Source organism: Streptomyces sp. NBC_01166 (assembly GCF_045039765.1).
In the GTDB taxonomy this organism is placed as follows: domain Bacteria; phylum Actinomycetota; class Actinomycetes; order Streptomycetales; family Streptomycetaceae; genus Streptomyces.
The window spans coordinates 6,617,263-6,638,040 of sequence record NZ_CP108613.1; the positions used below are offsets into that span (position 1 = coordinate 6,617,263).

Below are 20,778 nucleotides of genomic sequence, written 5' to 3' on the forward strand. Positions count from 1 at the left end.
CACGTGGCACCGGTGGCCCAGCGGAATGCCGTCCGAATGGCCCAGAACCGTGGGCCGCGGTCTCCCTAGGCTCCTCGCATGAGCACTCACGTGAACGAGACAGCGGGCAGGACGGCGGTCGACTTCTACTTCGACCCCGCCTGCCCGTTCGCCTGGATCGCCTCCCGATGGATGCTGGAGGTGGAGCGCGAGCGCGACATCGAGCTCCGATTCCACGTCATGAGCCTCCATCTGCACAACACCGGTAACGAACTCCCTGCTTGGTACCGGGAGCTGGTCGACCGGTCGATCGGCCCCGTCCGGGTCGCCGCCGCGACGGCGGCGGACCACGGGCCCGGCGTCCTCAGGGAGCTCTACACCGCCCTGGGCACCCGCATCCACCAGGGGAAGAACGAGGACTTCGACGCCGTCGTCGCCGAATCCCTCGCCGAACTGGGCCTGCCCCCCGCCCTGGCGGAGGCCGCGCACACCGACACGTACGACGAGGCCGTTCGGCGTAGCCACGACCGGGGGAAGGACCCCGCTGCCGGTTCCTACGTCGGCACTCCCACGATCCACGTCGACGGCACCGTCTGGTTCGGCCCGGTGCTCAACTCCGTCCCACGCGGCGAGGTGGCGGCACGGCTGTTCGACAGCTTTCGCGTCCTCGCCGGTCACCCCGACTTCTTCGAGCTGAAGCGCGAGCGGACGGGCAGTCTCGATCTCGGGTGAGTCCTGGCCGTACTCCTTGGACCAGCCCTGCGGGAAGCGACAGGGCCGTCGGCCTCGCCGGGGCACCCGGCCCTCATGACGGAGGTTCCACCGACACGGTGGGCTCCAGCCGGACCACGATGCCCTTGGCGGTCGGCTGGTTGCTGGTCACGGCCACGCTGTCCAGCGGCAACAGGACATTGGTCTCCGGGTAGTAGGCGGCGGCGCATCCGGCCGACGTCGGGTAGGGCACCACCTTGAAGTCCTCCGCCCGGCGCAGGACATCATCGGCCCACACGCTCACCAGGTCGACACGCTGACCTTCCGTCAGGCCGAGCCGGTCCATGTCGTGCGGGTTCACCATGACCACCCGGCGGCTTCCGTGGATGCCCCGGTAGCGGTCGTTCTCCGTGTAGGGGATGGTGTTCCACTGGTCGTGGGAGCGCAGGCTCTGCAGCAGCAGATGGCCCTCGGGGGCGTGCGACATCTCCCAGGCGTTGCAACTGAACAGGGCCTTGCCGACGGGGGTGGGGTAGATCCCTTCGTTGACGGGATTGGGCAGCCTGATGCCACCGGGGCGGATCACGCGGCGGTTGAAGTGGTGCAGCCCTGGCACGACGTGGGAGATGCGGTCACGGATGGTCCCGTAGTCGGCCTCGAACTGCTCCCACGGAATTCCGCCCTTGCCGTCGAGGGTCCGGACGGCGAGCCGGGCCAGGATGGCGACCTCGCTGAGCAAAAGCTTGGAGGCCGGCTTCAGGCGCCCGTGGGAGGTGTGCACCTCGCTCATGGAGTTCTCCACGGTGACGAACTGCTCACCCGTCGCCTGGGTGTCCAATTCGGTACGGCCGAGGGTGGGCAGAATGAGAGCGGTCCGGCCGCAGACGGTGTGGGACCTGTTGAGCTTCGTGGAGATGTGGGCGGTGAAGCCGCATCGCCGCATGGCGTTCTCGGTGTAGGTGCTGTCCGGAGCGGCTCGGACGAAGTTGCCGGCGACGCCGAGGAAGACCTTGATACGGCCTTCCTGCATGGCCCTGATCGAGTTCACCGAGTCGAGTCCGTGGGCGCGGGGCGGTTCGAAGCCGAACTCCTGCTCCAGCGCGTCCAGGAACGAGTCGGGCATCTGCTCCCAGATTCCCATCGTCCGGTCGCCCTGCACGTTGCTGTGCCCCCGGACCGGGCAGGTGCCGGCTCCGGCCTTGCCCAGGTTGCCGCGCAGAAGCAGGAAGTTCACGATCTCCCTGACGGTGGGGACACCGTGCTTCTGCTGCGTGACCCCCATGGCCCAGCAGACGATGACACGTTCGCTGCGCAGGACCTCGTCGCGGACAGCCTCGATCTCCTCGCGAGTGAGATCCGTGGCGGTGAGGATGTCCTCCCAGGCGACGGTCCGGGCGTGCCGGGCGAACTCCTCGAATCCGCTGGTGTTCGAGCTGATGAATTCATGGTCGAGCACGGTGCCCGGCCGTTCGTCCTCCGCTTCGAGCAGAAGCCGGTTCAGGCCCTGGAACATCGCGAGGTCGCCGCCGCTGCGGATGTGAAGGAAACGATCGGCGATCTGGACGCCGTCGCCGATGACGCCACGGGCCTTCTGAGGGTTCTTGAACCGCAGCAGTCCGGCTTCCGGCAGGGTGTTCACCGCGATGACGCGGGCGCCGTTTCCCTTGGCCTCCTCCAGCGCGGAGAGCTGCCGCGGATGGTTGGTGCCGGGATTCTGTCCCACCAGGAAGATCAGATCGGCATGGTGGATGTCCTCGAGGCTCACCGAGCCTTTGCCCGTGCCCAGGGTCTCGTGCAGAGCGAAGCCACTGGACTCATGGCACATGTTGCTGCAGTCGGGCAGATTGTTGGTGCCGAAGGCCCTGGCGAAGAGCTGCAGGAGGAACGCGGCCTCGTTGCTCACCCGGCCCGACGTGTAGAAGACCGCCTCATCCGGCGAGTCCAGTGCCTTCAGTTCCTCGGCGAGCAGCCCCAGGGCGTCGTGCCAGCTGATCGGCTCGTAGTGGTCCGAACCGTCCCGCTTGACCATCGGCTCGGTGAGCCGGCCCTGCTGGTTGAGCCACAGATCGGACCGCTTCCCCAGTTCGGAGACCGAGTGCCTGCGGAAGAAGTCGGCGGTGATGCGGCGAGTCGTGGCCTCGTCGTTGATGTGCTTGGCGCCGTTCTCGCAGTACTCGTTGAGGTGCCGATGCCCCGGGGAGGGGTCCGCCCAGGCGCAACCGGGGCAGTCGATGCCACCCACCTGGTTCATGGTCAGCAGCGTCGTGCCTGTCCGCCGGACCGATGTCTCCTCCAGGGAGTACTCCAGGGCGTGCGTCACCGCGGGCACTCCGGCCGCCCACCTCTTGGGCGGAGTCACGCTGAGTTCGTCATCCGGTTCACGGCTCGGGGGCTTCTTCATCGGGCGTCTCTCGCTCTCTTGCGCTGAAGGGAGGCGGGTCAGCCGACAGGCCAGTGGGCAACCCGGCTTCTGGGCGGTTCCGGCTCCATCGGCTGGACGTGGCCGTTGCGGATGGAGCCTCGCCAGGCACCGCCCTCCTGGCCCAGCCCCTCGATGAATTCCTTGAAATGCGCGAGTTCGGACCGGACCACGCGATGCGTGAACCTGCCGAAGAGGTCTGCGACTTTGTGCTGCTTCACTCTTATGCGTACGGAGATCTCGGTACGGTCCGGCCCCGTCGTACGGAATGACACCTCACCCTGATGGCCGGAGCGCCCCCCGAGGCTTCGCCACACCACATGCGAGTCGGGAACCTGCTCCACGATCTCCGCCGCGAACTCGCGTCGCACCGGGCCGAAGCCGATCACCCAGTTGGTGAGATTCGGCCGGATCTGCTCGACCTTCTTCACCGTGGACATGAATCGCGGGAAGCTTTTGAACTGCGTCCACTGGTTGTAGGCGGTGCGAACCGGCACCGCGACTTCAATTGTTTCTTCAACGATATTCATGTCCCACCTGTCTTGCCGCGCGGCCGCTCCGGGTGTCACCGATTCCGTCCACGGCGAAGCCGCTTCCGCGCACGCCTCGTCAATTCCGTTCCGAGCCCCTGTCGTCGTTCGAGGCGCTCCGATCCGCGGTCCGGTGCACCTGACGTCGATCCTCCTCCACGCGCTCTTCGAGCTCCTCCTTGTCCGGGCGCCTGGGCATGCCGCGGCCGTGCCCGGAGTCGGGGTCGCCTTCAACTGCTCCGTTTGACTTGTGGTGATGTGTCATCGGGTTCTCCTCGTGGCGTCGCGAGCACCTTGCATGGGCATGAGGCCGGGCAAGGAAATATTCACCGACCACCGGCGGAGTCGCTGACTCCCCGGGTTCCGCCCCCCGCAGGCACAACGCGGGACAGGGATACAGACAGTCAAACCTGCCGCATATCGCGCCGCAAGTGGCGGAGCCGGTGTCAGGGCCCGGCCGGGTACTTCCTTGCCGGAAAGCACTCATTTCTTGCGAATGTATTTATCGGCGGGCGGCACCGGATCATTCATCCTTCCGCCCTCACGACGGGAGCAGGAATGGTCGGCGGCCCCGAACCCATCAGCGCCGGCGCCCGTGAGGCGTTCGAGCGAGAACTGGCCGGTCTGCGCGTCGAACGCGAAAGAGCCGCCACCACTCTGCGAGGCGGTGAGGAGGTGGGTGACCGGGGCGACGAGGCCGACGAGCTGGAACGCGCCACGGAGCTCCAGCACCTGGACACCCGCATCGCCGAGATCGACGGGCGGCTCCAGGAGGCCGCCGTGGCGGGGCCTCCCCGGACCGGGACGGCCGGCGTGGGCAGTACCGTCACGGTGCGGTTCGCGGACGATGCCGCAGAGGCGACCGTCCAGATCCGCGAGGTCGCCGAGAATCTGGACCGGACCATGGTCACCGCGGACAGCCCGCTCGGGCACGCGCTCCTCGGCCACCGGGCGGGCGACTCCGTCACCTACGACGCCCCCGAGGGGCCAACGAGCGCGCTCGTGCCCTCCGCCGGCGTCGAGGGCGACGAGCCATAGCCGCACGCCGTACGCAGCGCGGCCCCGTCGGCGGTCCTGACCGGCCCACGGGACCGCGCTGCGTGTCAGCCCGTGACGATCCCGGTCACGAGGTTGATGGTGGTGGCCAGGATGCTGGCGCCGAAGACATAGGACAGCAGGCAGTGCCGGAGGGCGACCGCGCGAATCGTGGACGTGGAGACATTGGTGTCGGAGACCTGATAGGTCATGCCGAGGTTGTAACTGAAGTAGAGGAAGTCGCTGTACCGCGGCGGTTCGTCGGTGTTGAAGTCGATCCCGCCTTCGGGAGACCGGTAATAGATGTACGCGTAGCGGGTGGCGTACATCAGATGCAGCGCCGCCCAGGCTGTGAACACACCGCAGAGCGCCGTCGCGGCAGCGGCGTGGCTCAGGTCCGTATCGCTGACGAGGAGCAGCACCACGATGCCGACCAGGCCGCACGAGGCGGACCCGACGACGGCGAGTTCCTCGGTGACGGGACGGAACTCCTCGCGTCGGGCGTTGTGGTGTGTGGTGGCGGCGTTCATGGGCCACAGAACGATCCATCCCGCGACGACGAAGATCGTCTCCGCTGCGGCGATGCCGACGAGGATGCCCAGCGGCGTATTGGTCAGACCGCTGACGATCGCCCCGGCAACCGCTCCGAGGATCGACGCGCCGGTGAGCCGGGGAACGGCGGAAAGTAGCAACTTGCGGATCATGGGGACCTCGAAGTGGTGCCTCGGCTGCACAGAAAGGGGCCCTGGCCTCCCCGTCTTTTCAGCGTATCCGCGCTCGGGCCGGGCGGCAGTCCGGTGGGTCGTGAAGTCACCGCCGTCGGACGAGGCGCTCCAGGAGCAGGTAGGCACGCTGTTCGGCCGTGGCGAGCTCGGTGGGATCGATCTCCGCCGGCCAGAGCTCTCCCGCCGCGGCGTCGTCCGCCTCGCGCAGCTCCACCACCGCTGCCGCCAGACGCGCCTGGACGACCGGGAACGATGGTTCGGAACGGGAGTCCAGCGCACGCTCCGCGCACCCGGACGCCGCCGTGCACGCGGCCAGCGCACGCTCCGCCCGTACCGCGGCCCGGTCATGGACCACCAGGAGCGCACAGCCCAGCGCGATGACGATCCCGAGAGCGCTGCTCAGTGCCCGGTCCTGGACGAGGGCCGCCGCTGACGAGGGATCCTCCAGATCGGACAGCAGCAGCGCCAGAGGGGTGAGGAAGACGACGCCGAGACCGTAGTTGCGGGCCACGACGTACTCCAGGAGGAACTCCAGAAGAACGATCACGAGAACGAGCACCACCGGATTGGGGCGCGCGGCCAGCACTCCGAGAGCGAGGGCGAGCCCGGCCGCGGTGCCCAAGGTGCGCTGTACGGCGCGCTGTGCCGCCGTACGCACGTTGACCGAGTGCAGCACCGCTGCGGCGGAGATCGCCGCCCAGTAGCCGTGGCCGAGGCCCAGCAGAAGGGCCGTGCCTCCGGCCAGCCCGGTGCCGAGGGTCATCCGGAGTGCGGGAACGAGCAGGACCGAAGCGTGATCCGGGCGTCCGTGGAGCCGACCCGTCACCAGCTCCGTCGCGCGCAGCCCGGCGCCGCGCCAGGTCGTGCGGTCGGCCCGGGGCTGCTCGGGCCCGAGGGCGGGGACCGTGCCGGCCCGGACGGCCGCGGAGGGCGGCGACAGCTCGGGCAGCGGTCGTGGAGGCCCGGGACGGTGGTTCACGAGCAGGCGGCCCTGGCGGCGGAGGTGCCGTGCCAGCTCGGTGGGGTCCTTCGGCGGCCGGCGGGTGGAACCCGTCAGCAAGGACCAGCAGAGGTCGGTCAGGCGCACGCAGACGTCGTCCCGGCCGTCCCGTCCGGAAGCCGTCGGAGGCATGACACCCAGCGTGCGGTACGCCTGGAGAACGGCGGCGGTCGCCCGGTGCCGGACGAGGCCGCCTCCGTCCCCCGACCCGATCGCCTCCAGCAGGCCGGCGAGCTCGCGCAGAGCCGCGGCCACCGCGAGACGCTCCGGGCGGTCCGGGTGCACGAACCAGCCCGATACGGCCAGCACCCAGGCCACAGCCGCACCCGACGCGGCCAGGGCGGTCTGCGGCAGGACGTCGGACGGAGCCGGTGAACCGTTGGCCGCCACGGCGAAGGAGAGGAGCTGCAGCACCGCACCCAGCCCGCTCAGACGTGCCGCGTCGCAGGCGAGCTTTGCGATCCCCGCCACCGCGGCCGTGGCCACGACCACCGAGGCGGCGGCCGCCCCGTCCCGTGGCCACGCCCACGCGGCGAGAGCCGACCCGCAGCCCACAGCCGCCGTCATGGCCACCGCGACCACGGCCAGCACGCGGGCACGGCGCTTGTACGGCAGGTTGCGGCCGAACGTGGTCGTGAAGGAACCCAGCATCGCGTAGACGGCCAGATCGGCCCGCCCGGCCAGTGCGATCGGCAGCGCGGGCAGCGCCATGGCGAGTGCGGCACGCAGGGCGAAGGAGACGGCACCGTCCACGCTCTGCAGGGCGAGCGCGCCACGCGGGGAGAGAGCCCTCCGCAGGTGGCCTGCCGGGCGCCGCCGGCCACTCCTGGTGACAACAGGAATCGGAAGACGAAAACGGCGCATACGCGGTATATATCGCATATTGACTGGTTCCGTCTTCGGCCGGGTCATCGGACGGCCCACGCCGAGAGGCCCTAGGCGCTCAACGCCCCGCCCACCGGAACGAGTGCCTCGTCGTACCGGTTCAGCAGCAGCCGGGCCAGCGCGGGGGACGGCCCGAGGACGTCGGCCAGCACATCCGCCCCGGCCTCCTCCGCCCCCGCCGCGATGCGGTCGGGGAGACGGCCGGGGGCGATGACGTACGGCGCGACCGCGACCCGCCTTACGCCGTCGGCCCGCAGGGCGCGTACGACGTCGGCGGTGCGGGAGGAGCCCCCGGCAACTGCAGCGGAGGCGAACGCAGGCCGCACGGCGCACCAACCGGTGTGCCGCAGCTCCCGCGCGATTTCAGCGATCACTGCGATCGCCTCCGGGTCTGTGGAGCCCGCCGAGGCCAGGACCAGCCCGGTCGAGCTCTTCTCGCCGGGGGAGACCCCGGCCTCGTACAGCCTCTGTTCCAGTGCCGCGTTCAGCAGCGGGGACGGGCCGAGGACCTCGGCCTGGCCGATCCGCAGCCGCGGCAGTCGTGCGCGGGCCTCGCGCAGCACCGAGGGGATGTCCGACTTGGCGTGGAAGGCCCGGGTCAGCAGCAGGGGGAGCGCGACGACCTCGCCCGCCCCCTCCGCGGCCAGGCGCTCCAGCACCCTGGGCACGGACGGGGCGTTGAACTCCAGGAAGCCCGTCTCCACACGCAGCCCGGGCCGCAGCGACCGCACCCGCGCGGTGAGCGCGTGGACGGTCGCCGCGTGCCGCGGGTCGCGGCTGCCGTGGGCGATGACGAGCAGGACGGGGGAGGACATGAGAACTCAGCTCTTCACGAGGAGACCGCGGCTGCGCAGCACCCGCCGCTCCAGCGGGCTGAAGATCAGCAGGTCGATGGCGATGCCGACGAACAAGATCAGGAGGATCGCCAGGAAGATCCCCGGCATGTCGAAGTTGTTCCGGCCGTTCTCCAGCAACTGGCCGAGCCCCAGGCCCAGGTCGGGCGAGGACGCGATGATCTCGGCGGCCATGAGCGAGCGCCAGGAGAACGCCCAGCCCTGCTTGAGCCCCGCCAGATAGCCGGGCAGCGCGGCCGGCAGGACGATGTGGATCGTCCCGCGCAGTCCGGTGGCACCGATCGTGCGGCCCGCGCGCAGGAACAGCGGCGGCACCTGGTCGACACCGGAGACCAGACCGTTGGCGACGGACGGCACCGCGCCGAGCAGGATCACCGCGTACATCGTCTTGTCGTCGAGGCCGAGCCAGATGATGGCCGGCGCCACCCATGCCACGGACGGCAGGGACTGCAGCCCGGAGAGGATCGGGCCGATCGCCGCCCGGACCACCTTCACCCGTGCGACCAGCAGACCCAGCGGGGTGCCGATCGCGACAGCCATCACGAAGCCGAGCAGACCGCGCGACACACTGGTCCAGATGACCTCCAGCAGGGTGCCCTGCATCCACATGTCGGTCAGGCTGTCCCAGACGGCCGCGGGCGGCGGGAGCTTGTAGTCGTCGGTGACCTTCGCCCAGACCAGCAGCTGCCAGACGAGGACCACCAGGACGACCGCGACGACCGGCGGCAGGACCTTGTTGAGCAGGATCTCGCGGGTCGGCGTCCTGCGTACCTGTACGGCGTCGAGGGCGTCCAGGCCCGCCTCGAGACCCGCCAGGTCGTCGGCCTTCGTTTCAGTGCTGGCCATGTCGGCGGATCTCCCCACGCAGTTGTTCGGTGATCTCGACGGACAGCTCCGCCACGGCGGTGTCCTCGATACGGCGAGGCTGCTCGATGTCGACCGTCCACTCCCGGGCGATCCGGCCGGGGCGCGACGACAGCAGGATGACGCGCTGGGCGAGCCGCACCGCCTCCCGCACGTTGTGGGTGACGAAGAGGACGGAGGCGTTCGTCTCGCGCCAGATCCGGGTCAGTTCGTCGTGCAGCACATCGCGGGTGATGGCGTCGAGCGCGGCGAACGGCTCGTCCATCAGCAGCAGCTGGCTGTCCTGGGCGAGCGCCCGGGCCATCGCCACGCGCTGGCGCATCCCGCCCGAGAGCTCGTGCACCCGCTTCCCGTACGCCCCACCGAGGCGTACGAGTTCGAGCAGCCGCTCCGCCTCCGGCCGGCGGTCCGACTTCGGTACCCCGCGCAGCCGCAGGGCGAGTTCGATGTTCTTGCCCGCGGTCAGCCACGGGAAGAGGGCGTGCTCCTGGAACATCAGGGCCGGCCGCCCGCCGGGGGTCTCGATGGACCCCGCGGTCGGGCGGTCGAGTCCGGCCACCAGGTTGAGCAGGGTCGATTTGCCGCACCCGGATGCTCCCAGGAGGGTGACGAACTCGCCGGGAGCGACATCGAGCGTGATGTCGTCCAGGACGAGCTGCTGCCCCGTGGGCCCGGCGAAGGACTTGGACACGTTCGTGATGCGAGCGGCGTGCTCGACCGCTGCACGGTCCTCGGCCTTGGTGAGGGTGGTGGTCGCCATGGTCGTCACCTCCTGGGAGTCGTGATCCTGATGCGGTCGGGCTTACTTGACGCCGAGACCGGCGTCGGCGACCTCGGGCTGCCCCGCGGCCTTGAGGATCTTGTTCAGCGGCTTCAGGTCGTAGATGCCGTTGAGGTCGGGCTTCTCCAGCAGGCCGGCCTTGACCGCGTGGTCCGCCTGCGCCTCGAGCGTGGCGGCCAGCGGGTCGTCGGTGATCTGGATGGACTTCCAGGCCGGGTCGAGGACCTCGGCGGGCAGGGCCTTGCCGCTCAGCTCCTTGAGCGCCGCGTTGGCCGAGGCCTTCGCCTTGTCCGGGTTGGCGTTGATCCACTTGTTGGTGCTCACCGTGCCGCGCAACACCGCGTCGACGACGTCCGGGTGCTCGGAGAGGAACTTCTGCGACACGATGATGTTCGTGATGACGAACTTGTCGTCCGGCCACAGGGACGACTCGTCGAGCAGGACCTTGCCGCCCTCGGCCACCAGTTTCGAGGCGGTCGGTTCCGGAACCCAGGCGCCGTCCAGGGACCCGGCCTTGAAGGCGTCCGGAGTCACCTTGTTGTCCGAACGGACCACGGAGACGTCGCCCTTGCCGCTCTGGGCGTCGACCTTCCAGCCCTTCTCGGAGATCCAGTTGAGGAACGCCACGTCCTGCGTGTTGCCGAGCTGCGGGGTCGCGATCTTCTTGCCCTTGAGGTCGTCCAGGGTCTTGATCTTCTTCGGGTTCACGACGAGCTTCACGCCGCCGGAGGCCGAGCCGCCGACGATCCGCAGGCTCTGGCCCTTGGACTTGCTGTAGCCGTTGATCGAGGGCGAGGGGCCGATGAAGCCGATGTCGATCGAACCCGCGTTGAGCGCCTCGATCTCGGAGGGCCCGGCGTTGAACGTCGAGGGCTTGACCGTGGTGCCGCCCAGCTCCTTGGCGATGAGGCCTTCCTGGATACCGACCAGGGCGGTGGCGTGCGTGAGGTTCGGGAAGTAACCGATCTTCACGGTGTCGGCCGAGAGCTTCTTCCCGCCGGCTGAGACGTTCGACTTCGCGGAGTCGTCGTCCTTCGCCTCGGAACCGTAGCCGCAGGCGGTGACCGCCACGGCGAGCAGCGGCAGAGCGGCGGCAGCGGCGAGGCTGCGGCGGAGAGTGGTACGGGTGGCAGGCACGGGAGGCTTTCCTCTCGTTGGCCCGGTGCTCACGTCCCCCTGGGACCAGGTGGCGCGGCCGGGCGATCGGCAGGTCTTCGTCTGAACTGGCGGTGCGGTCGGTGCGAGCGGGCGCGCAGGCAGTGCGCGTACGTCATCACGCACATCGCCCGACCCCGCCCTGGCCGCTGCCGAGGGCGCCGCTGCCGACCCGGCCGCCCTCCTTCGCGAAGGTCGAGAAGAAGTCGGTGATCATCAGAAGTCCCACTCCGCGTCCTCGGCGGAGGTGTCCTCGTCCGCGTCCCCCTCGGTCACGGCGGCGAACGAGGCGCCCGCCATGCCGGCCGTCAGCGTCGTGCCGTCGGCCGGGTCGATCAGCAGGAACGAGCCGGTGCGCCGCGAGTCGGCGTAGGCGTCGAGCGCGAGCGGCTCGGCGGTACGTACGACGACCCGGCCGATGTCGTTGGCCACCAGCTGCCCGGGGGCCGGGTGCTGGGAGAGGTCGTCCAGCGTGAGCCGCGACGGGATCTCCTTGACGATCGCCTTCACCGTGCGGGTGGTGTGCTTGAGCAGTACCCGCTGGCCCACCGTGAGCGGCTGGTCGGCCACGTGGCAGACGGTCGCCTCGACGTCCTGCGTGGTGGCGGGCACGTCCGCGCTGGGCGCGATGAGATCGCCGCGGGAGATGTCCAGGTCGTCGCTGAGCCGCAGTGTCACGGACTGCGGCGCCCAGGCGATGTCGACGCTCTCACCGAGCGCGTCGATCCCCTCGATCGTGGTGGTGCGTCCGGACGGCAGCACGGAGACCGACTCGCCGACCCGGAACACCCCGGCGGCGATCTGACCGGCGTACCCCCGGTAGTCGGGGTGCTCGGCGGTCTGCGGGCGGATCACGTACTGGACCGGGAAGCGGGCGTGGCACTCGGTCAGGTCGTGGCTGACCGGCACCGTCTCCAGGTGCTCCAGGACGGTCGGGCCGCCGTACCAGTCCATGTGCGCGGACGGCTCCACGACGTTGTCGCCGGCCAGTGCGGAGATCGGGATCGCGGTGATCTCCGGGACGCCGAGCGAGGCGGCGTACGCGGTGAACTCCTCCGCTATCGCCGCGAACACGGGCTCCGCGTACTCCACGAGGTCCATCTTGTTGACGGCGAGGACGACGTGGGGGACGCGCAGCAGGGCGGCGACGGCGGCGTGGCGGCGGGTCTGTTCGACCACGCCGTTGCGGGCGTCGACCAGGACGACGGCGAGTTCGGCGGTGGAGGCGCCGGTGACCATGTTGCGGGTGTACTGCACATGGCCGGGGGTGTCGGCCAGGATGAACCGGCGGCGGGGCGTGGCGAAGTAGCGGTAGGCCACGTCGATGGTGATGCCCTGCTCGCGTTCGGCGCGCAGCCCGTCGGTCAGCAGCGCCAGGTCGGGTGCGTCCTGGCCGCGGTTGGTGGAGGCGAGCGCGACGGCTTCGAGCTGGTCGGTGAGGACCGACTTGGAGTCGTGCAGGAGGCGTCCGACGAGGGTGGACTTGCCGTCGTCGACGGACCCCGCGGTGGCGAACCGCAGCAGGGTGGTGGCCGAGAGCTGCTCGGTCGTGGTGCTGGTCATGGTTAGAAGTACCCCTCGCGCTTGCGGTCTTCCATCGCGGCCTCGGACATCTTGTCGTCGGCGCGGGTGGCGCCCCGCTCGGTGAGCCGGGAGGCGGCGATCTCGGTGATCACGGCGTCCAGGGTGGTGGCGTCGGAGTCGACGGCGCCGGTGCAGGACATGTCGCCGACGGTGCGGTAGCGCACCTGGCGGGTCTCGACCTTCTCGTGCTCCTTGGGGCCGCCCCAGTCGCCCGCGGTGAGCCACATGCCGGAGCGGCTGAAGACCTCGCGCTCGTGGGCGAAGTAGATCTCCGGGAGCTCGATGCCCTCACGCTCGATGTACTGCCAGACGTCGAGCTCGGTCCAGTTGGAGATGGGGAAGACGCGGACGTGCTCGCCGGGGGCGTGGCGGCCGTTGTAGAGCTGCCAGAGCTCGGGGCGCTGCCGACGGGGGTCCCACTGGGAGAACTCGTCGCGCAGGGAGAAGACGCGTTCCTTGGCGCGGGCCTTCTCCTCGTCGCGGCGTCCGCCGCCGAAGACGGCGTCGAAGCGGTGCTGCTGGATGGCCTCGGTCAGCGGGACCGTCTGGAGCGGGTTGCGGGTGCCGTCGGGGCGCTCGCGGAGCTTGCCCGCGTCGATGTACTCCTGGACGGAGGCGACATGCAGGCGCAGCCCGTGCTTCTCGACGGTGCGGTCGCGGTATTCGAGGACCTCGGGGAAGTTGTGCCCGGTGTCCACGTGCAGCAGCGTGAAGGGGATCGGGGCGGGGGCGAACGCCTTCAGCGCGAGGTGCAGCATCAGGATCGAGTCCTTGCCGCCGGAGAAGAGGATCACCGGCCGCTCGAACTCACCGGCCACCTCACGGAAGATGTGCACCGCCTCCGACTCCAGGGAGTCCAGGTGGCTCAGCGCGTACGGGTTGACGGTGCCTTCCGGCACGGTGGCGACAGTGCTCACGCCAGGCCCCTCTCGGTGAGCAGCGCACGAAGCGCCGCTGCGGACTCCTGCACGGTCTGCTGGTGCGACTCGATCCGCAGATCCGGCGACTCGGGTGCCTCGTAGGGGTCGTCCACCCCGGTGAGACCACTGATCTCGCCCGCTGCCTGCTTGGCGTACAGCCCCTTCACATCGCGCTCGGAGCACACCTCGACCGGGGTCGCGACGTGCACCTCCAGATACGCGGTGCCCTCCTGCTGATGACGCTTGCGCACCGCGTCACGGCTGTCGGCGTACGGCGCGATGACCGGGACGAGCGCCTTCACACCGTTGGCGGCCAGCAGTTCGGCGACGAAGCCGATCCGCTGGACGTTGGTGTGCCGGTCCTCGCGGGAGAAGCCGAGGCCCGCGGAGAGGAACTCCCGGATCTCGTCACCGTCGAGCACCTCGACCCGGTGCCCGTCGGCACGCAGCCGGCCGGCCAGCTCGTAGGCGATGGTGGTCTTGCCCGCGCTCGGCAGACCGGTGAGCCAGACGGTGGCTCCCGTCTCCGTCACGCTCATCGATATCTCCTGATCAGTCGTCATCAGCCGTGCAGCCCGCACTCGGTCTTGCCCCGCCCGGCCCAGCGGCCGGCCCGTGCGTCCTCGCCCTCCAGCACCCGGCGGGTGCAGGGCGCGCAGCCGACGGAGGCGTAACCGTCCATCAGCAGCGGGTTGGTCAGTACGCCGTGTTCGGCGACGTACGCGTCCACGTCGTCCTGGGTCCAGCGGGCGATCGGCGAGACCTTGACCTTGCGGCGCTTCTCGTCCCAGCCCACGACGGGGGTGTTCGCCCGGGTGGGGGACTCGTCGCGGCGCAGGCCGGTCGCCCAGGCCGCGTACGCCGTCAGCCCCTCCTCCAGCGGCTTGACCTTGCGCAGCGCGCAGCACAGGTCGGGGTCGCGGTCGTGCAGCTTCGGTCCGTACTCGGCGTCCTGCTCGGCCACCGACTGACGCGGGGTCAGGGTGATGAGGTTGACGTCCATCACGGCGTCCACCGCGTCCCGGGTGCCGATGGTCTCCTCGAAGTGGTAGCCCGTGTCCAGGAAGACCACGTCCACGCCGGGGAAGACCCGGGAGGCGAGGTGCGCGACGACCGCGTCCTCCATGGAGGAGGTGACGCAGAAGCGGTTGCCGAAGGTGTCGGCCGCCCACTTCAGGATGTCGCTCGCGGAGGCGTCCTCCAGGTCGCGCCCGGCCCGCTCGGCCAGGTCCCTCAGTGCCTCGTCGGTGAGCTCGGCGGCGTGCAGCGTGTCCGTCATGTCCCGTCCCCTTCCACGTCGTTGCGCTGGAGCCCCTGGGCCAGCAGGCCCAGGAACTTCAGCTGGAACGCGCGATTGCAGGAAGCACATTCCCAGGCGCCGTGCCCCGCCTCGTGCGGGCGCAGGTCCTCGTCGCCGCAGTACGGGCAGTAGAACGGCGCGGCTCGCTCGCTCATGACAGCGACTCCGCACTGGCCCGGGCGGCCCAGGTCGCGAAGCGCTCGCCGTCCTCGCGCTCCTCCTGGAACGTGCCGAGCACCCGCTCGACGTAGTCCGGGAGTTCGGCCGAGGTGACCTTAAGGCCGCGGACCTTGCGGCCGAAGCCGGCCTCCAGGCCGAGCGCACCGCCGAGGTGCACCTGGTAGCCCTCGACCTGGTTGCCGTCGCCGTCCAGCATGAGCTGGCCCTTGAGGCCGATGTCCGCGGTCTGGATGCGGGCACAGGCGTTGGGGCAGCCGTTGATGTTGATGGAGAGCGGCTCCTCGAAGTCCGGCATGCGGCGCTCCAGTTCGTCGATGAGCGCGGCGCCGCGCGCCTTCGTCTCGACGATCGCCAGCTTGCAGAACTCGATGCCGGTGCAGGCCATCGTGCCGCGCCGGAAGGGTGAGGCGTGCACCTGGAAGTCCAGTGCCTCCAGCCCTTCGGTCAGCGACTCGATCCGGTCCTGCTCCACGTCCAGGATGAGCATCTTCTGCTCGACCGTGGTGCGCACCCGGCCGGAGCCGTGTGCTTCGGCCAGGTCGGCGATCTTGGCCAGGGTGGAGCCGTCCACGCGGCCGACGCGCGGGGCGAAGCCGACGTAGAAGCGGCCGTCCTGCTGGGCGTGCACGCCGATGTGGTCGCGCCAGCGGGAAGACGGCTGCGCGGGCGGCGGTCCGTCCAGCATCGGACGCTTGAGGTACTCGTCCTCGAGGATCTGGCGGAACTTCTCCGGACCCCAGTCGGCCATCAGGAACTTCAGGCGGGCACGCGTGCGCAGCCGGCGGTAGCCGTAGTCGCGGAAGATCCCGACGACACCCGCCCAGACGTCGGGAACCTCGTCCAGCGGCACCCAGGCGCCAAGGCGCTCGGCGAACCGCGGGTTGGTCGAGAGCCCGCCGCCGACCCAAAGGTCGAAGCCGGGGCCGTGCTCGGGGTGGTCCACCCCGACGAAGGCGATGTCGTTGATCTCGTGCACCACGTCCTGGACCGGCGAGCCCGAGATCGCGGTCTTGAACTTGCGGGGCAGGTTGGAGAATTCCTTGCTGCCGATGTAGCGCTCATGGATCTCGTCGACCGCGGGCGTGCCGTCGATGATCTCGTCGGCGGCGATCCCGGCCACCGGAGAACCGATGATCACACGGGGGCAGTCGCCGCAGGCCTCGGTCGTCGAGAGCCCGACGGCCTCGAGCTTCTCCCAGATCGCCGGGACGTCCTCGATGCGGATCCAGTGCAGCTGGACGTTCTGCCGGTCGGTGACGTCGGCGGTGCCGCGTGCGTACTCCTGGGAGATCTCGCCGATGACACGAAGCTGCTCGGTGGTCAGCTTCCCGCCGTCGATGCGGACGCGCAGCATGAAGTAGCGGTCGTCCAGCTCCTCCGGCTCCAGGACGGCGGTCTTGCCGCCGTCGATGCCGGGCCGGCGCTGGGTGTACAGCCCCCACCAGCGCATACGTCCGCGCAGGTCGTTCGGGTCGATGGAGTCGAACCCGCGCTTCGAGTAGATCGTCTCAATGCGCGTCCGCACGTTGAGACTGTCGTCGTCCTTCTTGAACTGCTCGTTCCCGTTGAGCGGGGTGTAGTGACCCATGGCCCACTGACCTTCACCACGGTGACGTCCGGCCTTGCGGCGGGGCGTGGCGGTAGCAGGCTTCTCGGGGATGGCGGCCATGGCTATACGTCCTTCGGGACTGCAGGAGGGCGGCTCTGAACTGCACACTCGCGTGAGGCGCGGCGGTGCGCAGGGGTGGAGCGGACTTCAGGAAATCGCGGTGCTGGAGACTCTCAGCGGACCGGACAGATGGCGCTGGACATGCGGCCGAGGTCGACGTGCCGCCGACTCACCAAGGCAATTCCAGTTCCAGACATGACGGAAGCGTGTCACGCGAATCTCTGACCAGTCCACCACGATCCATTATGTGGACGAGATGGTCCCGAGGCGTGAGACGCTGTGGTGTCGGTCACGCCCTCGCTGTCGACAAAGCGATATGAGGGCGTGCGATCAGGCGTGCGCGCCGGGCCACGGACCGGGGTGGGCGACCTGGAGCTCCTGCTCGATCTTCGTGTCGAACAGCCGGAACCCCCGCCGCAGATAGTTGTCCATCGCGTGCGGGCCGTCGTCGGAGCACGTGTGCAGCCACACCCTCTTGGTGGGGGTCCGCTCCGGGTGGCGCTCCGCGAGGTCCCAGGCGCGCGCCACGCCGTACGACAGCAGGTGCCCGCCGATCCGGCGGCCCCGGAAGGCCGGGATCAGACCGAAGTAGGTGATCTCGACGGCCCCGTCCTCCTGGGGGTCGAGCTCGATGAACCCCGCCGGGGTCCCGTTCTCGTACGCCACCCAGGTCTCGACCCCCGGTCGCTCCAGGAACGCCCGCCACTGCGCGTGGGTGTGGTCCAGCCGGTCGGTCCACCGGACGTCCGCGCCCACCGCCGTGTAGAGGAACCGGCTGAACTCCGGCAGCGGTATCTCCGAGCGTGCGACCGTCACTCCGTCCGCGGGGAGAGCGGCGGGGCTCAGGTCGGCGGGCGACGTCTGTTCCAGATACCAGACGGTCACGTCGGAGACGGCGGGGGCGGAGTGCGTGGAGTCGCTCATGGCGGTCAGAAAACCACGGCCGCGACCTCCGGCCAAACCCGGCCGGGTCAGAGCGTCCCCGCGGGCGTACGTGCCCTGAGCACCACCGGAGCCGTCGAACGGGGCAGCAGATCGGCCGGCACGTCCGGATGGACCACCTCCACCTCGACGCTCTCGCGGAAGCGGTACGGCCGATGGGTCAGCACCTCCGCGAGATGGCGGCGCATCCGGGATATCTCGGCCCGCACCGTCACCGTCCTGGAGGCGTCACCGAAGACGTCCTCGGCCAGCTCGGCCGCGGTGCGCCCCTCCCTGTGCAGAGCCAGGGCGTACAGCAGCTCCGCGTGACGGGGCGAGAGCGGGTGCGTCCAGCTGCCCACGGGGCCCGTCACATGGATCGTGAGGCCCCCCTCCCGGCTCAGGTCCAGGACCGCCCGGCGCGGCGGGCGGTCGTGCGCACCCTCAGCGACCTGGACCAGCCAGCCGCCGGGCAGCGGCTCCACCCGGCACATCCCGAGCGCGGCCAGCCACACCGTGCCCGGCTGCAGCGATTTCGGCAGTGGAAGCCGGTCCACGGGCGGCATCCCGCTGACGGCGGCCAGCCAGCCGTGGGTGTCCACCACCAGCGCCCGGCCGCCCAGCCGGCACAGGAGCGGCGCGGCCACCGAGCGCAGCCGCTCGATCGCCACCAGATGACGGCCGCGCAGCTCGCTCTCCGCCAGCGCCGCCACCGAACCCACCAGCGCCAGCGTCGCCGGATGGAAGGTGGAGGCGGGCCCGCTGACGTCGACGATGCCCATCAGACGGCCGTCCCGGGGGTCTCGCACCGGGGCCGCCGCGCAGGTCCAGGTGTGCAGGGCGCGGATGAAGTGCTCGGCGGAGTGGACCTGGATGGGCGTGCGTGCGGCGAGTGCCGTACCGATGGCGTTCGTGCCGGTCGCCGACTCCGCCCAGGCGGCACCCTCCTCCAGGCAGATGTCCTTGGCCCGGCGCATCACGGCCGAGTGTCCCTGACGCCACAGGACCCGGCCCTCGGCGTCGGTGACGACCATGATCTGCTGCGTCGCGTCCGCGATCGTGGCCAGGCCCTCCCGCAGCACGGGCATGACCTCGCCGAGCGCCGTGTCCCTGCGACGGTGCTCGATCTCGTCGGTCTCCAGCAGCCTGCTCTCCGGCGACTGTTCGGGATCTATCCCGCTGCGCAGTACACGGTCCCAGGACGCGCCGATCTCCGCGCGCGGAGCGGCCGCCGTTCGCTCGCCCGCCAGCCGGGCCTCCCGTGCACGGTGGACCAGGCGCTCGGTCAGCGCCGGGTGCGAGGCGTTCTCCGGCCGCGGTCCCGCGACAGGGTCTGCTTCCATGACGGTCCCCCCAACACGACATGGGCCCGGTCCGGAAGAGAAACCCGGCCCAAAGGACACATCCTGCCGTGCAGGGTGCCCGTTGACTCGTACTCCGCGCAATGGTTGCAACCCTTTGCAACTCTGGTGAACAGGCCGCAGACCGTACGAGAGTGGCGGAACGCCGTGCGGGGGTCCTCGACCCGCCGTGCGGTGGTGCACAAGCGTGGAGGGTGGTGCCGTGTCGGCGCAGCACCACCCTCCGTCGTTTGTCACCGTTTCTCCGGAATCACTACCCCTCCTGCGCCCGCGCCCGCTCCACGACCGCGGCCAGATCCAGACTGTGCGGCAGCGTCCCGAAGGCCGAGCCCCAGTCCCTGCCCAGCCGTGAGGCGCAGAACGCGTCCGCGACCTCCGGCGGCGCCCAGCGCAGCAGCAGCGAGCCCTGCAGCACCAGGGCCATCCGCTCCACCAGCCGCCGGGCACGTGCCTCGACCGCGTCCAGGTCGGCCAGTTCCGTCAACAGGTCCTTGATCGCCGCGTCGAGCCGGTGGTCAGCGCCCCGCGCCTTCCCGACCTCCTTGAGGAAGGCGTTGAGCGCCTGCGGCTCACGCTGCAGCGCCCGCAGCACATCGAGGGCCTGCACGTTGCCCGAGCCCTCCCAGATCGAGTTGAGCGGCGCCTCCCGCAGCAGCCGGGGCATTCCGGACTCCTCGACGTAACCGTTGCCGCCGAGGCATTCGAGGGCCTCCCCGACCACCGCGGTGCACCGCTTCGTGACCCAGTACTTGGCCGCGGGCACCGCGATCCGCAGGAAGGCCCGCTCCTCCTCCGTGTCCGCGTCGTAGGCGGCGGCCAGCCGCAGCGCGAGCGTCGTCGCCGCCTCCGACTCCAGGGCCAGGTCGGCCAGCACGTTGCGCATCAGCGGCTTCTCGATCAGCAGCCCGCCGAAAGTGCTGCGGTAGGCGCTGTGGTGGATCGCCTGCGCCACCGCCTGGCGCATCAGAGCCGCCGAACCGACCACGCAGTCCAGCCGGGTCGCCGCCACCATCTCGATGATGGTGCGCACTCCCCGCCCCTCCTCGCCGACCCGGCGGGCCCACGTCCCGTCGAACTCGACCTCGCTCGATGCGTTGGACCTGTTGCCCAGCTTGTCCTTGAGGCGCTGGATCGCGAAGACGTTGCGCGCACCGTCCGGCAGGACCCGCGGCACGAGGAAGCAGCTCAGCCCGCCCGGCGCCTGCGCCAGCACCAGGAAACCGTCCGACATGGGCGCCGAACAGAACCACTTGTGGCCGGTGAGCAGATACTCCCCGTCGCCGGCCAGCGGCTCGGCCCGGGTGGTGTTGGACCGTACGTCGGTGCCGCCCTGCTTCTCCGTCATGCCCATCCCGAAGAGCACACCGGCCTTCTGCGACGCGGGACGCAGCCCCTCCTCGTACACGTGCGACGTCAGCAGCGGCTCCCACTCCGCGGCCAGCGCGGGGTCGGTCCGCAGCGCCGGGACCGCCGCGTGCGTCATCGACAGCGGGCATCCGTGGCCCGCCTCGGCCTGCGTCCAGACCAGGAACCCGGCAGCGCGCCTGACATGGCCGCCCTGCCTGCCCCAGGCGTCCGTGAGCCCGGCCGTGACCGCGTGCCCCAGCAGCCGGTGCCAGGCCGGGTGGAAGTCCACCTCGTCGATGCGGTGGCCGTAGCGGTCGTGCGTACGCAGCTCCGGCGGGTTCTCGTTGGCCTGCGCACCCCATTCCTGGGCCTGCACGGAGCCGGCGGACCGGCCCAGCCCGTTGAGCTCCTCCCGGGCCTCGTCGAGGATTCCGGGCGCGAGGTGCCGCTCGACGGCCTCCGTCAGCGCCCGGTCGGCCGCGAAGACGTCATAGCCGACCAGCGGCGGAACCTGGTTGGTCACTGTGTGGGTGCTAGGTGCCATGCCGATACGGTAAG

At 70.1% G+C, this 20,778-nt stretch carries 21 protein-coding genes; 2 read left to right on the forward strand and 19 right to left on the reverse strand.

The features are described 5' to 3' along the window. The first annotated feature begins 78 nt into the window (after positions 1–78). Positions 79–711 (forward strand): DsbA family protein, encoded by a 633-nt coding sequence (locus OG379_RS30270; RefSeq protein WP_405666152.1) that lies wholly within the window; start codon positions 79–81, stop codon positions 709–711. Positions 712–784: 73 nt separating this feature from the next. On the opposite strand, the gene OG379_RS30275 is transcribed toward OG379_RS30270, so the two are convergent. The 3 genes from OG379_RS30275 to OG379_RS30285 all read right to left on the reverse strand — a co-directional run bounded on the left by OG379_RS30275 (position 785) and on the right by OG379_RS30285 (position 3,904). Next, a complete protein-coding gene (locus OG379_RS30275) occupies positions 785–3,091 on the reverse strand; it encodes an FdhF/YdeP family oxidoreductase (protein WP_405666153.1) in 2,307 nt (768 codons plus the stop codon). 38 nt (positions 3,092–3,129) lie between these two features. Continuing rightward, positions 3,130–3,639, reverse strand: a complete 510-nt coding sequence (locus OG379_RS30280; protein ID WP_405666154.1) for an SRPBCC family protein — start codon at positions 3,637–3,639, stop codon at positions 3,130–3,132. 79 nt (positions 3,640–3,718) lie between these two features. Continuing rightward, entirely contained in the window at positions 3,719–3,904 is a 186-nt protein-coding gene (locus OG379_RS30285) for a hypothetical protein (RefSeq protein WP_405666155.1), read from the reverse strand. 293 nt (positions 3,905–4,197) lie between these two features. On the opposite strand from OG379_RS30285, the gene OG379_RS30290 reads away from it, so the two are divergent. Beyond that, on the forward strand, positions 4,198–4,677 hold the full coding sequence (locus OG379_RS30290) for a GreA/GreB family elongation factor (protein ID WP_405666156.1): 480 nt from the start codon (positions 4,198–4,200) through the stop codon (positions 4,675–4,677). A 65-nt stretch (positions 4,678–4,742) separates the two neighbouring features. Here OG379_RS30290 and OG379_RS30295 read toward each other — a convergent pair whose 3' ends face one another. From OG379_RS30295 to OG379_RS30370, 16 genes are all read right to left on the reverse strand, one after another. After that, positions 4,743–5,378, reverse strand: a complete 636-nt coding sequence (locus OG379_RS30295) for a DUF1345 domain-containing protein (RefSeq protein ID WP_405666157.1) — start codon at positions 5,376–5,378, stop codon at positions 4,743–4,745. Positions 5,379–5,484: 106 nt separating this feature from the next. Continuing rightward, complete coding sequence (locus OG379_RS30300) at positions 5,485–7,263, reverse strand: FUSC family protein (RefSeq protein WP_405666158.1); 1,779 nt, start codon at positions 7,261–7,263, stop codon at positions 5,485–5,487. A 71-nt stretch (positions 7,264–7,334) separates the two neighbouring features. Further along, positions 7,335–8,099: a sirohydrochlorin chelatase gene (locus OG379_RS30305; protein WP_405666159.1), complete on the reverse strand. Its 765-nt coding sequence runs from the start codon at positions 8,097–8,099 to the stop codon at positions 7,335–7,337. Between the two features lie 6 nt (positions 8,100–8,105). Then, the gene (locus OG379_RS30310) at positions 8,106–8,984 is read right to left on the reverse strand and encodes an ABC transporter permease (protein WP_405666161.1); all 879 of its coding nucleotides are present in this window, start codon (positions 8,982–8,984) and stop codon (positions 8,106–8,108) included. Further along, positions 8,971–9,762: an ABC transporter ATP-binding protein gene (locus OG379_RS30315; protein ID WP_393765303.1), complete on the reverse strand. Its 792-nt coding sequence runs from the start codon at positions 9,760–9,762 to the stop codon at positions 8,971–8,973. Before OG379_RS30315 ends, OG379_RS30310 begins: the two co-directional genes overlap by 14 nt. 42 nt (positions 9,763–9,804) lie before the next feature. Continuing rightward, positions 9,805–10,920: an aliphatic sulfonate ABC transporter substrate-binding protein gene (locus OG379_RS30320; protein ID WP_405666163.1), complete on the reverse strand. Its 1,116-nt coding sequence runs from the start codon at positions 10,918–10,920 to the stop codon at positions 9,805–9,807. 234 nt (positions 10,921–11,154) lie between these two features. After that, entirely contained in the window at positions 11,155–12,501 is a 1,347-nt protein-coding gene (locus OG379_RS30325) for a sulfate adenylyltransferase subunit 1 (protein ID WP_405666164.1), read from the reverse strand. A gap of 2 nt (positions 12,502–12,503) precedes the next feature. Continuing rightward, a complete protein-coding gene (gene cysD, locus OG379_RS30330; RefSeq protein ID WP_393765309.1) occupies positions 12,504–13,439 on the reverse strand; it encodes a sulfate adenylyltransferase subunit CysD in 936 nt (311 codons plus the stop codon). Beyond that, a complete protein-coding gene (gene cysC / locus OG379_RS30335) occupies positions 13,436–14,005 on the reverse strand; it encodes an adenylyl-sulfate kinase (RefSeq protein ID WP_099174957.1) in 570 nt (189 codons plus the stop codon). The genes cysD and cysC overlap by 4 nt, the downstream gene beginning before the upstream one ends. Continuing rightward, positions 14,005–14,721: a phosphoadenylyl-sulfate reductase gene (locus OG379_RS30340; protein WP_405666165.1), complete on the reverse strand. Its 717-nt coding sequence runs from the start codon at positions 14,719–14,721 to the stop codon at positions 14,005–14,007. The genes cysC and OG379_RS30340 overlap by 1 nt, the downstream gene beginning before the upstream one ends. Beyond that, on the reverse strand, positions 14,718–14,897 hold the full coding sequence (locus OG379_RS30345; RefSeq protein WP_147960010.1) for an IS1 family transposase: 180 nt from the start codon (positions 14,895–14,897) through the stop codon (positions 14,718–14,720). The genes OG379_RS30340 and OG379_RS30345 overlap by 4 nt, the downstream gene beginning before the upstream one ends. After that, entirely contained in the window at positions 14,894–16,591 is a 1,698-nt protein-coding gene (locus tag OG379_RS30350; RefSeq protein WP_405666167.1) for a nitrite/sulfite reductase, read from the reverse strand. The genes OG379_RS30345 and OG379_RS30350 overlap by 4 nt, the downstream gene beginning before the upstream one ends. A 113-nt stretch (positions 16,592–16,704) precedes the next feature. Further along, entirely contained in the window at positions 16,705–16,788 is an 84-nt protein-coding gene (locus OG379_RS30355; RefSeq protein WP_349817346.1) for a putative leader peptide, read from the reverse strand. Positions 16,789–16,921: 133 nt separating this feature from the next. Continuing rightward, positions 16,922–17,515 carry a GNAT family N-acetyltransferase gene (locus OG379_RS30360; RefSeq protein WP_405666169.1) on the reverse strand — a complete coding sequence of 198 codons (594 nt, stop codon included), beginning with the start codon at positions 17,513–17,515 and terminating at the stop codon, positions 16,922–16,924. A 47-nt stretch (positions 17,516–17,562) separates the two neighbouring features. Further along, entirely contained in the window at positions 17,563–18,855 is a 1,293-nt protein-coding gene (locus tag OG379_RS30365) for a GAF domain-containing protein (protein WP_405666171.1), read from the reverse strand. A gap of 271 nt (positions 18,856–19,126) precedes the next feature. Continuing rightward, entirely contained in the window at positions 19,127–20,764 is a 1,638-nt protein-coding gene (locus OG379_RS30370) for an acyl-CoA dehydrogenase family protein (RefSeq protein WP_405666172.1), read from the reverse strand. Positions 20,765–20,778 lie beyond the last annotated feature (14 nt).